15 protein-coding genes are annotated in these 12,755 nt (G+C 58.0%); all 15 read right to left on the bottom strand.

The features are described from left to right. Positions 1–64 precede the first annotated feature (64 nt). Positions 65–1,093 carry a site-specific integrase gene (locus tag H7R73_RS11950; protein ID WP_103260130.1) on the bottom strand — a complete coding sequence of 343 codons (1,029 nt, stop codon included), beginning with the start codon at positions 1,091–1,093 and terminating at the stop codon, positions 65–67. A gap of 299 nt (positions 1,094–1,392) precedes the next feature. Next, complete coding sequence (locus tag H7R73_RS11945; RefSeq protein ID WP_042863871.1) at positions 1,393–2,172, bottom strand: TatD family hydrolase; 780 nt, start codon at positions 2,170–2,172, stop codon at positions 1,393–1,395. Between the two features lie 12 nt (positions 2,173–2,184). Beyond that, positions 2,185–3,132, bottom strand: a complete 948-nt coding sequence (gene holB / locus H7R73_RS11940) for a DNA polymerase III subunit delta' (protein WP_103260129.1) — start codon at positions 3,130–3,132, stop codon at positions 2,185–2,187. Next, positions 3,117–3,758 carry a dTMP kinase gene (gene tmk, locus H7R73_RS11935; protein ID WP_103260128.1) on the bottom strand — a complete coding sequence of 214 codons (642 nt, stop codon included), beginning with the start codon at positions 3,756–3,758 and terminating at the stop codon, positions 3,117–3,119. The genes holB and tmk overlap by 16 nt, the downstream gene beginning before the upstream one ends. Next, on the bottom strand, positions 3,758–4,759 hold the full coding sequence (gene mltG, locus H7R73_RS11930) for an endolytic transglycosylase MltG (protein ID WP_103260127.1): 1,002 nt from the start codon (positions 4,757–4,759) through the stop codon (positions 3,758–3,760). Before mltG ends, tmk begins: the two co-directional genes overlap by 1 nt. Further along, entirely contained in the window at positions 4,749–5,555 is an 807-nt protein-coding gene (gene pabC, locus H7R73_RS11925) for an aminodeoxychorismate lyase (RefSeq protein ID WP_041211426.1), read from the bottom strand. The genes mltG and pabC overlap by 11 nt, the downstream gene beginning before the upstream one ends. Positions 5,556–5,621: 66 nt before the next feature. Next, positions 5,622–6,863 (bottom strand): beta-ketoacyl-ACP synthase II, encoded by a 1,242-nt coding sequence (fabF, locus tag H7R73_RS11920; RefSeq protein ID WP_103260126.1) that lies wholly within the window; start codon positions 6,861–6,863, stop codon positions 5,622–5,624. An 81-nt stretch (positions 6,864–6,944) separates the two neighbouring features. Further along, positions 6,945–7,181 (bottom strand): acyl carrier protein, encoded by a 237-nt coding sequence (acpP, locus tag H7R73_RS11915; protein WP_005300909.1) that lies wholly within the window; start codon positions 7,179–7,181, stop codon positions 6,945–6,947. A gap of 157 nt (positions 7,182–7,338) precedes the next feature. After that, positions 7,339–8,073, bottom strand: coding sequence for a 3-oxoacyl-ACP reductase FabG (gene fabG, locus H7R73_RS11910; protein ID WP_103260125.1), 735 nt, complete (start codon positions 8,071–8,073; stop codon positions 7,339–7,341). Between the two features lie 13 nt (positions 8,074–8,086). Next, complete coding sequence (gene fabD, locus H7R73_RS11905; RefSeq protein ID WP_042017641.1) at positions 8,087–9,022, bottom strand: ACP S-malonyltransferase; 936 nt, start codon at positions 9,020–9,022, stop codon at positions 8,087–8,089. A gap of 66 nt (positions 9,023–9,088) precedes the next feature. Further along, the gene (locus H7R73_RS11900) at positions 9,089–10,048 is read right to left on the bottom strand and encodes a beta-ketoacyl-ACP synthase III (protein WP_010674740.1); all 960 of its coding nucleotides are present in this window, start codon (positions 10,046–10,048) and stop codon (positions 9,089–9,091) included. 6 nt (positions 10,049–10,054) lie between these two features. Then, a complete protein-coding gene (gene plsX / locus H7R73_RS11895; RefSeq protein WP_041215168.1) occupies positions 10,055–11,074 on the bottom strand; it encodes a phosphate acyltransferase PlsX in 1,020 nt (339 codons plus the stop codon). Between the two features lie 9 nt (positions 11,075–11,083). Then, positions 11,084–11,251: a 50S ribosomal protein L32 gene (gene rpmF / locus H7R73_RS11890; RefSeq protein ID WP_005300935.1), complete on the bottom strand. Its 168-nt coding sequence runs from the start codon at positions 11,249–11,251 to the stop codon at positions 11,084–11,086. A 20-nt stretch (positions 11,252–11,271) separates the two neighbouring features. Further along, positions 11,272–11,793, bottom strand: a complete 522-nt coding sequence (gene yceD, locus H7R73_RS11885; RefSeq protein WP_029314532.1) for a 23S rRNA accumulation protein YceD — start codon at positions 11,791–11,793, stop codon at positions 11,272–11,274. Positions 11,794–11,989: 196 nt separating this feature from the next. Beyond that, entirely contained in the window at positions 11,990–12,691 is a 702-nt protein-coding gene (locus H7R73_RS11880; protein WP_442778436.1) for an START domain-containing protein, read from the bottom strand. Positions 12,692–12,755: the final 64 nt, after the last annotated feature.

Genomic DNA, 12,755 nt, shown 5'->3' with positions numbered 1-12,755 from the left:
ACATGAATATACCACCAGATCAACAGGATATCATTTAACATAAAAAAAGCAGGGGCGCGGTTTGCTATAACAACCCATCCAGGGCGTGATCCGAGAACTTGTGTGCATCATCGAAATATTCCTGCAAGGTGCGCATGTCCTTGTGCCTTGTCACCTCGATGATCTTGTTCATCGGTTTGCCCGCCGTCACCGCAGAGGTGATGAACCCCCGCCGCAAACTGTGGCCACTGACGTGGAGATCGTCGATGGCCTGGCCGGTTCGCCGCTTGATCATCAGGTTGATACCTTGCGGCCCCAGGGGGTCTGCCATCAGCTGTCCCCAGCGATTCATCCGGCGAAACAGGGGGCCCTCAGCAATCCGGCTTTTTTTCAGCCATTGTTGCAGTGCAGACACTGGGCAATACCGGGTACCTGGAATGAGTGCTATCTCCGATTCATGGAGCTGATGTTTGCTTGGTTTGAGACGAAGGCGTATTCCCTGCCCCACAAACTGCACGTCATCCACCTCGATCCTGGCCGCTTCCGATCGGCGCAAGGCGCCACTGAACATCAGGAGCAACAGGGTGTAATCCCGAAGCCCAGCCAGGTTGCTGGTATCTATCTCGTCCAGCACGCAGGCCAATGGTTTCAGGGTCAGCGCCCCCGTTTTGCGTTTGCGGTTATCACCGAGCCGTACTATGCCCCGCATCATCTCCTTTATCTCCGCATGCTCGGTCGGCATGGGGTGGATCCCCTTCTGCTTGAAGGCATAACGAATGCCGGCAAGCCGTCTTACCAGGGTGGCCGGTTTGCGAGGTTCCCCGTTGCGAAGTTCCCCCTTCCCTTCTTCCTTGTCGAGCCAGACCCAGTTGGCCAGGACGCCATCGGCCTGATCCGCCAGAAAATTCATGATGTCGTGGTGTGTTGTCTGCAAGGGATCCAGCCCGTGGAGTTGGCACCAGGAGACAAAGATGCGGGTATCTGCCTGATAGGCATTGAGGGTGGAGTCGGCTTTGGCGCTGCGCAGGAAGCGTCTTGCCCGGCTGTTCAGCTGAGGATCGAAGACGCTCTGCAAAGATTGCTGAACTGGGTTTTGAAGGCGTGGGTAGTTCACTTAACTCTATGATTTAAAGCGGAGTTTCGGTGGATCTTACAGGATCATCCAGATCTATCAAGTATCGATAATGAATATTATCGATACTTATGAAGAGTGCTTTAACCCATTTGAGCCCCTCATATATTCCTCAAGCATTCTGTCATCCCTGCTCCGTTTTATCAGGTGCTGGCGATTTGATCTCGTCAGCACCCACCACACAAAGTGAGAGATAACAACTTGGCATGATTGTTTTTGGATGGATCCATAATAGTGAAAATTGTCATAGTAAAACGCCCCGCTATGCGGGGCGTTTTCTGTTATCGCTTTGCCAACTTGAACAATTCGAAGAAATTGTGGCTGGTGGCCTCCGCCAATTCAGCGAGCGGAATCTGGCGAAGATCCGCGATAAATTGGGCAACGTCGCGAACAAAGGCCGGCTCGTTCTCCCTCCCCCGGTGCGGAACCGGTGCCAGATAGGGAGAGTCGGTTTCAACCAGCAGTCGCTCCAGGGGCAACGCCTTGACCACTGCCTGCAGGGCTGAGGCGTTCTTGAAAGTGGCTATCCCCGAGATGGAAATATAGAACCCCATTGCCATCGCGGCCTCGGCCATTTCGAGGGACTCGGTGAAGCAGTGCAGCACTCCGCCCACCTGTTCGGCCCCCTCCTCTCGCATGATCCTCAAGGTGTCTTCCTGGGCATCCCGGGTATGAATGATGAGCGGTTTGTTCAGTGCCCGGGCTACCCGGATATGTTCGCGGAAAGAGGCTTGCTGTACATCCTTGTTTTCCGGTGAATAGAAGTAGTCGAGCCCGGTTTCGCCAATGGCCACCACTCTCTCATCGGCCGCCTGAGTCAGCAGCAAGGCAGCATCCACCCCGGGATCCTGATTGAGCGGGTGAACACCGCAGGAGGCAAACACCTGGGGATAGGGAGCGATGGCCTCCATCATGGTCGGGAACTGGGCCTGGGTCACACTCACGCAGAGAAAATATCCCACGCTCTGCTGCGCCGCCTTGGCCAGTACATCGGCCATGTCGGTCTGCTTGGAGCCATAACTCAAGCGATCGAGATGGCAATGGGAATCAACGAGTAACATAGACAACCTTGTTTATAACCAGCGATTGAGCCAGTTCATCAAATGGATGGTGGGATTGGAAAGCTGCCCTGGCTGACAAGTCTCTTTCAGCACAACCAGCTGCTGTTCAGCTTCCAGGAGCCGTTCGCTGGAGTGTCTCTCAGCCAGTTGCTGGCTGAGTGATGCAAGATCCGGCATCGCCAGTTGATGATGGCCGCAGCCAGCCTGAAGCTTGAGGGCATCGCACAAGAAGAGCTGCAACCAGTGCAGCCGGACCTGATTATCCTCGGCCAACTGGTCGCAGACATTCGCCGCACGGGTGGGGGCCGATGCCAGCGAGACAAATCCGTCGAGCAATGCCCGTCTGGCATCATCTTGCTGTGCTTCGATATAGCTCAGCACCCGCAGCGGCGCACCCTGGCAGATCCGCACCTGGGCCTGGGTGGCCTGATGGCCCTGCTCGGCGAGCCAGGCAAGGGTCTCACCTTCAGAGGGGAGCTGGCAGACATGTTTGTGACAACGGCTCAAGATGGTGGGGAGCAGGCGAGATACCCGGGATGCGATGAGCAGCAACAGACTGTCGCCAGCCGGCTCTTCCAGCGTCTTCAGCAAAGCATTGGCGGCAGACTCCGTCATGCGCTCCGCCTCCTGAATGATCACCACCTTGCCGCGACCAAGCTGGGACGTGCTCTGGAGGCGGCTGCAAATCTCCCGGATGGCTTCGACACCTATGGTCTTGCCCTCGGGCCCCAGGGTCCCAAGATCCGGGTGATGCCCCTTCTCAAAAAGCTGGCAGGAGTGGCACTGACCGCAGGGCTCACCTCGTTGTGGATGCTGACACAGGTGCAGTCGCGCCAGTTGCTCTGCAAGCTGCTCCTTGCCAAGGCCGGGATCGCCTAGCAGCAACCAGGCGTGGCCGAGCCGTCCGGCCCGGGCCGTCTCGCTCAAGGCATGCCAATCCGGGATCAGCCAGGGATACATAGCCCCTCGCTTGCCAGATAATGCTCAAGGGCTGCCTCGATGGCGGCTTTGACTTGCGCCGGGGGCAACCCGGCATCGATGACCTGGATGGAATCATCGGCGGCCGCCAACTCGAGGTAACGCAGGCGGGTACGTTCAAAGAAGCCGATCTGCTCCAGCTCAATCCTGTCCAGCTCGCCGCGATGGCGGGCCCGTTGCAGGCCGATGGCAGGATCAATGTCGAGATAAAGGGTCAGATCCGGCTTGAAATCCCCGAGGACCGCCCGTTTGATGGCGCCGATGAGGTTCGCATCGATGCCGCGGCCACCCCCCTGATAGGCCTGGGAGGAGAGATCATGGCGATCGCCCACTACCCAGATGCCGTCTGCCAGGGCAGGCTTGATCCGGGTCTCCACCAGTTGTACCCGGGAGGCGTACATCAACAGCAGCTCGGCCTCGACGGTCAGGCGCTCGTCGTGTACTTCCTTGACGATGGCCCGCATGCGTTCCGCCAGCGGCGTGCCGCCCGGCTCCCGGGTGCACTCGATCCGCGCCACTCCGTGGGCTTGCAGATAGTCGGTCACATAGCGCACCGCAGAGCTCTTCCCTGCCCCTTCCAATCCTTCAATCACGATAAATTTAGACATTAGGGTTTCTTCAATATGTATTCACGTACCGCCCGATTGTGTTCATCGAGGGTCTTGGAGAAGTAGTGGGCACCGCCCCCCTTGGCAACGAAGTAGAGATAGTCGGTCGATTTGGGGTTGAGCGCCGCTTCGATGGAGGCCTTGCCCGGCATGGCGATGGGCGTCGGAGGCAGACCGTCGATCACATAGGTGTTGTAGGGGTTCACGTCGGTCAAATCGCTGCGGCGAATGTTACCATCGTACCTCTCCTTCACCCCGTAGATGACGGTAGGGTCGGTCTGCAACTTCATGCCAAGGCGTAGACGGTTGACGAACACAGAAGCAATCTGGGCTCGTTCATCCGGTTGGCCCGTCTCTTTTTCGATGATGGAGGCCATGATGAGCGCCTCATAGGATGTCTTGTAGGGCAGATTGGCCTGACGCTTCTCCCAGGAAGCCTCTAGGAACGTTTTCATGTCCTGATAGGCGCGGCGCAGGATCGAAAGATCGCTGGCATGAGTGGTATAGGCGTAGGTTTCCGGCAGGAACCACCCCTCCAGCTTGCCATTTTCGATGCCGAGTTCCTGAGCCAGCTCGGTTTCGCTCTGCTCCAGAGTCAGACGCTCCAGATAGGGGGCGCTGGAAAGTTGCTTCAGCCAATCCTCAAATCGGGACCCTTCGACAAAGGTCAGGCTGAAGTGAAACTCCTTGCCGGAAGCAAAGAGAGAGAGAGTCTCCTTGAGCGGCGCCCCTTCCTTGATTTCATAGGTGCCGGACTTGATGGCCACCAGTTCGGGATGACCGCGCAACCAGAGACGCACCGCCCAGGGGCTGGTTTCCCCCTCCCCCAGTTCGGCAATCAGGCGCGCCGCATGGGCGCCTTTTTCGACGGTAAAGAGGCGGGTTGGCCCCTTGTTGGTGAGCGTCTCCACCTGTTGCCACTTGTGATACACGTACCCTCCGGCAACGGCGACAGAGAGTGCCGCCCCCGCGAGCAGGGTGTAAAGCCGATTAAACTTCAATGACCAAGCGCTCCTGTAAACGGCGAATCAATACCGGACTGGGATAGTGCATATCCCCGATGCTGGTGACCGGGACAATCCCCATCAGGGTATTGGTCAGCCAGACCTCTTCCGCCTGCCAGAGTGACTCCAATGGAGCCTCTACGACACGCAGTTCAATGCCCATCTGTTTAAGCATCGTCATCACGCGCTTGCGCATGATGCCATCGATCCCGGCGCGGGTGAGATCCGGTGTGAACACCGTCCTGCCACGACGCCAAAACAGATTCGCGCTGACCCCTTCTACCAGAAATCCCCGGCTGTTCAAGACTATACCTTCGACCCCGCCACGCGCAGCAAGTTCGCGCTTCAGCATCACTTGTTCGAGGCGCCCCAGCGTCTTGAGACCGGCGAGCATGGGACTGTCCCCAAGCTGCTGCTGGCATACCAGGGCATTGATGCCGGTTTGCTGCCAATCATGATAATGCTCAGGATAAGGTGCCAAAGAGACGATGCGAGTGGGCGTGTCACAGCCTGCGCCGTCATATCCCCGCCCACCGGCGCCCCGGGTCAGCATTATCTTGACGACAGCCTGTGTCTGCCCAGAAGCCAGCTGCGCCGCCTCGTCGGCAAGCAGGTCCCAGGAGTGCTCGCCAAAACCAAGCCGGGCGTTGGCATGTTGCAGCCGGGCCAGATGGTCCTGCCACCAGAGTACCTTCCCTTCCCTCACCAGCATGGTGGTGAAATGACCATCACCGTATGCCAGTCCACGATCCCTGGCTGACAGTGTTTCTGTGGGTATTCCATTAATCAGCAAGGGGATCCCTCCGATAAAAAAGGCCCGATACTACCGTATCGGGCCTTATCATTCGCCCAGAGCGAATTATACGCGTTTGAAGATCAGGGAGCCATTGGTGCCGCCAAAACCGAAGGAATTGGAGAGGGCATATTCGAAGCTGCCGCCCTTGGCAACATGCGGCACCAGATCCAGGTCGCACTCATCATCCGGGTTGTCCAGGTTGATGGTAGGAGGCACCATCTGGTCACGCAGAGAGAGCACGGTGATGATCGCCTCGATGGCGCCAGCCGCACCCAACAGGTGGCCTGTCATGGACTTGGTGGAGCTGACCATCAGGGCGCTGGCATGTTCACCAAACACCTTCTTCATGCCGCGCAGCTCTGCCACATCCCCAAGGGGGGTGGAGGTACCGTGGGCATTGATGTAACCGATCTGCTCGGGTGCGATACCAGCATCCTTGATGGCGTTCTTCATGGCGCGTGCGCCACCATCGCCGTCCGAGGGAGGGGCCGTCATGTGATAGGCATCCCCGCTCATGCCAAAGCCGACCAGCTCGGCATAGATCTTGGCGCCGCGGGCCTTGGCATGTTCATACTCTTCCAGCACCAGCACGCCGGCACCGTCGCCCAGCACGAAACCGTCGCGATCCTTGTCCCAGGGGCGGCTCGCCTTCTGCGGTTCGTCATTGCGGGTGGAGAGCGCCTTGGCAGCGGCAAAGCCGCCCATGCCCATGGGGGTGGAGGCTTTCTCGGCACCACCGGCGACCATCACGTCCGCATCGCCATAGGCGATCATCCGGCCAGCCATGCCGATGGCATGGGTACCCGTGGTACAGGCGGTAGTCACGGCGATGTTCGGGCCCTGCATGCCTTTCATGATGGAAAGATGACCGGACACCATATTGATGATGGTGGACGGAACGAAGAAAGGGCTCAGCTTGCGGGGGCCGCCATTGATGAGGCTGCTGTGGTTCTGCTCAATCAGACCCAGACCGCCGATACCAGAGCCGATGGCAACGCCTACCCGCTCCGCGTTCTCTTCGTTGATGGTCAGGCCGGAATCTTCCAGGGCCTGAACACCCGCCGCCACGCCATACTGGATGAAGAGATCCATCTTGCGGGCTTCTTTGCGGTTGATGCCGAACTCTTCGGGGTCGAAATCCTTGACCAGGCCTGCGAAACGGGTTGCGAACTCGCTTGCATCAAAGTGGTCGATGAGGGAAATGCCGCTCTGCCCGTTGAGCAGGGCTTGCCAGCTGGATTCGGCAGTGTTGCCTACCGGGGAAAGCATCCCCAAGCCGGTCACCACGACTCTGCGTTTTGACACTGAGGTAGTCTCCGAGAGGTGTTTTGAAAGGGGTAAACATAAAAGAAGCGGCCCTTGGGCCGCTTCTTTCAGAACAGGAACTTATTCCTGATTAGCGGTGATGTAGTCGATAGCCGCTTGAACAGTGGTGATCTTCTCGGCTTCTTCATCAGGAATTTCGGTATCGAATTCTTCTTCCAGCGCCATTACCAGTTCAACGGTATCCAAAGAGTCAGCGCCCAGGTCGTCGACGAAGGAGGCAGCGTTCTTCACGTCTTCTTCTTTAACACCCAGTTGTTCGATGATGATTTTCTTTACGCGTTCTTCGATGTTGCTCATGACCTGAATTTTCCTTTAAAAATACGCTATTGCGTCTGGTTGGGGTAGTGTATTCAATTGACGTGAGTTTGCAAGTGACTTGCCGCTGGTCAAACCACGAAATGTGCCAAACTTCGGCGTATTATCGCAAATTTGAACAGAACTCACGACAAATTGATTACACCATGTACATCCCGCCATTAACATGCAGGGTTTCGCCGGTAATATAGGCGGCATCATCCGATGCCAAGAATACCACAGCGGCAGCAATTTCTTTCGGATCGCCCAAACGGGCGGCAGGCACCTGATTCATGATGCTGGCGCGCTGCTCTTCATTGAGCGCCTTGGTCATGTCGGTCTCGATGAAACCGGGAGCAACCGCATTCACCGTGATGCCACGGGATGCCACTTCACGGGCCAGCGACTTGGTAAAGCCAACCAGACCCGCCTTGGCAGCAGCATAGTTGACCTGACCGGCGTTGCCCATGGTGCCGACCACGGAACCGATGCTGATGATGCGACCGTTGCGCTTCTTCATCATGGCACGCAATACCGGCTTGCTCAGACGGTACAGGGAGGTGAGATTGGTGTCGATGATCTCGTTCCACTCGTCATCCTTCATCCGCATCAGCAGGTTGTCGCGGGTGATGCCGGCGTTGTTGATCAGGATGTCGATGTCGCCAAAACGCGCCTTGATGGCGGCGAAGACGGTTTCGATGGATTCCTGACTGGTCACGTTCAGTGCCATGCCGCAGCCTTGCTCACCCAGGTAAGCACTGATCGCTTCGGCACCGCTCTCGCTGGTCGCGGTACCCACGACTTTGGCGCCACGAGCAGCAAACGTCTCCGCAATCGCACGACCAATGCCACGGCTGGCGCCAGTGACCAACACAACCTTATCGGTAAAACTCATGACTTGCTCCTGTTTACTTGATCTGGGCCAGCGCCTGCTCGAACGAGGCGGCGTCGTTGGCGTGAATACCTTCCACTCGCGCATCGATACGCTTGGCCAGGCCGGTCAACACCTTGCCCGGGCCCATCTCGATTTCGAGGGTTACACCGTCGTTTGCCATGCGCTCTACCGTTTCAGTCCAGCGAACCGGGCTGAACAGCTGACGCACCAGGGCTTGCTTGATGGCGGCAGGATCCTGCTCACAAGAGACGTCGACATTATTGATGACGGCGATGGCAGGAACCTTGATCTCGATCCCATCCAGGGCGGCGGCCAGCTTTTCTGCGGCCGGTTTCATCAGGGCGCAGTGGGAGGGTACGGAGACCGGCAGCGGCAGAGCACGTTTGGCACCTGACTCTTTCATCAGCACGTTGGCACGCTCGACCGCCTCTTTGTGGCCGGCGATGACCACCTGGCCCGGAGAGTTGAAGTTGACCGGAGAGACCACCTGCCCCTGGGCCGCTTTCTCACAGTTGGCAGCGATGCTCTCGTTGTCCAGACCGATGATGGCAGCCATGGCGCCAGTGCCTTCCGGTACGGCTTCCTGCATGGCCAGACCACGCAGCTCGACCAGTTTGACGGCATCGGCAAACGCCAGCGCGCCGCTGCACACCAGAGCGGAGTATTCCCCCAGGCTGTGGCCGGCCATCACGGCAGGGGTTGCCCCGCCTTGTTGTTGCCACAGGCGCCACAGCGCGACGGAGGCGGTCAACAGCGCTGGCTGGGTACGCCAGGTCTTGTTGAGATCCTCGGCCGGGCCTGCCATCACCAGGGCAAACAGGTCATAACCCAGCACCTGGCTCGCCTCGGCGAAGGTCTCTTTAATCACGGCGTGTTGCTCGGCCAGCTCGGCCAGCATGCCGACGCTCTGGGAGCCTTGTCCCGGGAAGGCAATGGCAAATCGGGTCATCATTGATTCCTTTAAGGTAAGACGAATTCGGTAAGCGGGCGCCCGAGGACCGGGCACCGCTCGGTATCAGAGGCGAACCAGCGCAGAGCCCCAGGCAAAACCGCCGCCGAAGGCTTCCAGCAGGACCAGCTGGCCGGGTTTGATGCGACCATCGCGCACCCCTTCATCGAAGGCGATGGGCACGGAGGCCGCGGAGGTATTGCCATGACGATCCAGGGTCAGGATCACCTTGTCGAGCCCCATGCCGAGTTTCTTCGCGGTGGCATTGATGATGCGGAAGTTGGCTTGATGGGGCACCAGCCAGTCCAGCTCGCTCGGCTCGACGTTGGCCGCAGCCAGGGTTTCGGTCACGATCTCGCTAAGGCGTGTCACCGCGACCTTGAAGACATCGTTGCCCTTCATGTACATGTAGGCTTCGAGCTCGGCACCCGGCATGCCGCGACGGGGCTGCGGCAGTTTGAGCAGCTCGCCATAACGGCCATCGGCATGCAGATGGGTGGAGAGGATGCCAGGAGTGTCGCTGGCACCGATGACCACGGCCCCTGCCCCATCCCCGAACAGGATGATGGTGCCGCGATCCTCGGGATCGCACATGCGTGACAGCACGTCCGCACCGACAACCAGCACGTGGCGAGCAGCGCCGGATTTGACGAACTGATCGGCGATTGCGAGAGCATATGTAAAGCCGGCACAGGCGGCGGCTACGTCAAACGCCGGGATCCCCGGTACGTCAAGCAGCCCCTGCAGTTCACAGGCAGCAGCTGGGAAGGCATTCTCTGCGCTGGTGGTGGCCAGCACTATCATGTCCAGATCGGCGGCAGTCAGACCTGCCGCATCAAGCGCACGCAAGGCCGCCTGATGAGAAAGGGTCGCGACGGTTTCGTCGGCTCCGGCGATACGGCGTTCACGGATCCCGGTGCGTTCCACGATCCATTCGTCACTGGTTTCAACCATCTGTTCAAGATCGGCGTTGGTACGAACCGAACTCGGCAGATAACTGCCAGTACCCAGAATTTTGCTATGCATAGAGTTTTATAAATCCCTGTCGGAAAAGACAGATTCAAGGCGATCTGCAATTTGCAATGGAAGTTGATGTCTGGCTTCTTGTGCAGCCAGCAGAATCGCATGACACAGAGCGCGGCGCTCGGCCCGCCCATGGCTTTTTACCACAATGCCGCGCAATCCTAACAGACTCGCGCCATTATACTGGTCGGGGTTCAGGTAAGAGAAACGCCGTTTGAACATAAATCCGGCGAGTCGACCAAGAAAACTGCGTTTTTTGCGCGGATATCCGGCCAGTTCGGCCATCATCCGCACCACCCCCTCCGCGGTCTTGAGCGCCACGTTGCCCACGAAACCGTCGCAGACGATCACGTCGCACTCGCCGCTGAAGATCCTGTCACCCTCGATAAAACCGACAAAATTCAGGGCGGAGCATTGGCGCAGCAACTCGGCGCTGTGGCGCACCAGGTCGTTGCCCTTGATCTCCTCCTCCCCCACGTTGAGCAGTGCCACTCTGGGTGAAGGTATCCCCTCGACCTTCTCTGCAACCACGGCGCCCATCACGGCAAATTGCAGCAAGGTGTCGGCATCACAGCTCACGTTCGCACCCAGATCCAGCATCACGGTCCGTTTTCCACCCAATGTGGGCAGCGCCTTGATAAGGGCTGGCCGGTCAACACCGGGCAAGGATTTGAGCACGCACTTGGCCATGGCCATCAAGGCACCGGTGTTGCCTGCACTGACACAGGCATCGGCAGCGCCGCTCTTGACCAGATCCAGGGTCACGCGCATGGAGGAGTCTTTCAGGGTACGCAGCGCCACGATAGGCTTTTCGCCCATGCCCACGACCTGGGAGGCATGCACGAGACGAACGCGAGGGTGGTTGAGCAGGCCATGTTGCTGCAGAAGAGGGGCGGTCTGGTGTTGATCACCGACCAGAACAAGTTTTAGCTGGGGTAGAAGAGACAGTGCCTGCACGGCGGCAGGCACTGTTTCCGAGGGGCCGATATCTCCCCCCATTATGTCTAGCGCGACAGTTTGCGTAGACAAAGGCAATCCTTAAGCGATTACCTTTTTACCGCGGTAGAAACCATCGGCAGTCACGTGGTGACGACGATGAATTTCGCCACTGGTCTGATCAACAGTCAGGGCAGCGGTGGTCAGCGCATCGTGGGAACGACGCATGCCACGCTTGGCGCGGGTTTTACGGTTCTGTTGTACGGCCATGGTAGGCTAACTCCTAAAATTCACTTACGTTTGAGCGCTTCAAGAACTGCAAAGGGATTCGGCCGCTCATCAGCAGGTTCGATTTCACCCCAGGTCATCTCCATGTTTCCTCTGGGACACACATCCACCGGATGCATGGCTACCTGAGGCAACGAGAGGATGAGTTCATCCTCCAGGATTTGATGAAGATCTATCTCGCCGTTTTCGTCCAACTCAATGGGCTCATAAGCTTCCGGCAGTTCTTCCTCGTTTGTTCTTTCGAACAGCGGAGTGTAAATAAAACTAGCTTCACAAAGGTGTTCAAATGTCTCACCACAACGCTGGCAAACCAGGTCGACCTTGGCATGGGCAGTGCCTTTCATAACGGTCAACTTCTGGACATCTTTGCCAAAGTGCAGTGTGACATCCACATCACTTCGCAAGCCTTCGGTTGATTCCTCCAGCCTGGGCATCTGCGACTTTTCCACTATCCCGACATAATCGAGTAGCTTCAAGGCATTACGGACTGGATCAACCTTAACGGGCAACTTCACCTTTTGCATAGGGCGCGAATATTATAGGTCCAACAAGGGATAGTCAAAGGAAAAAGTCCTTACCGCCGATGATTTTACCTTCACAGGCCCCTGCAAGAGGAACTTGTGCTCATCGGTGGCCGATTATGCCATATCGTGCAGGATCTGGCACAGGATCCTGTTCCCCTCCCCTGTCTGTCCACCGGATGTGCTCCTTGGTGTCTCATCAGGTGGCAGAACAGCGCGGGTCGCTCCCCAGCAGGCCTGGTGTCGCAGCCACTCTGGGCTCGGCTTCCATAAGTCGGCGTATGGCTTTGAAACTGCCCACGGCAGCCTTGATGGCAATGGGATTGACCAGCCAGCCCGGCAAGTTGTTGCCCGGATTGGTATAGGTTTCGAGCCGAACGAGTGTGCTGCCATCCCGTTGGGGTAGCGCCTCCCACCGTCCGGCGCTTTCCTGGATCCGGAACAGCCCTGCATGCAATGGCAGGGCATTCGGCTCTGCCCACACCTCGAGAGTCAGGCTGCAATCAATGCGTCGACTCAGATGGGAGCGGGTGATGAGCTCCCTGTCTTGCACCGGCCAGGGAGATGCCAGGCGGGTATAGACCAGATCATCGTCGGGACCCGATCTGGCCAGCACCCTGACTTCACGGCTCTGTGGCAACCACTCTTCATGGCGCGCAGTGTTGCGCAGCACCGTGATCAGCGCGCCAGGATCGGCATTCACGCGCATCTCCAGACGTAAGGCCTGAAAAGAGGTCGGAGGATGTGGCTGGGTCCAGAGCATCACCCCCTCATCCCCCTGGCGAAGTTGCCATGTCCCTGCCCAGCTGGCGAAGGACATCAGTGCCATGACCAAGGCCGCATATCGTGTCATCACGCGCAATTCCGATCGCTTGTGTTTGTGCTGTGGTTCCATCAGCATGCATGCTTCCCGCTAATTAGGCGAGTTCCGCTGTAGACATCTCCTGTTTGCGTGGCCCCATCTG

The sequence above is a fragment of the Aeromonas sp. WP2-W18-CRE-05 genome (assembly GCF_014168615.1).
GTDB classification, from domain to species: domain Bacteria; phylum Pseudomonadota; class Gammaproteobacteria; order Enterobacterales; family Aeromonadaceae; genus Aeromonas; species Aeromonas caviae.
Note: the sequence above shows the minus strand (reverse complement) of the source record. Positions and strands in the feature narration are given on the sequence as shown.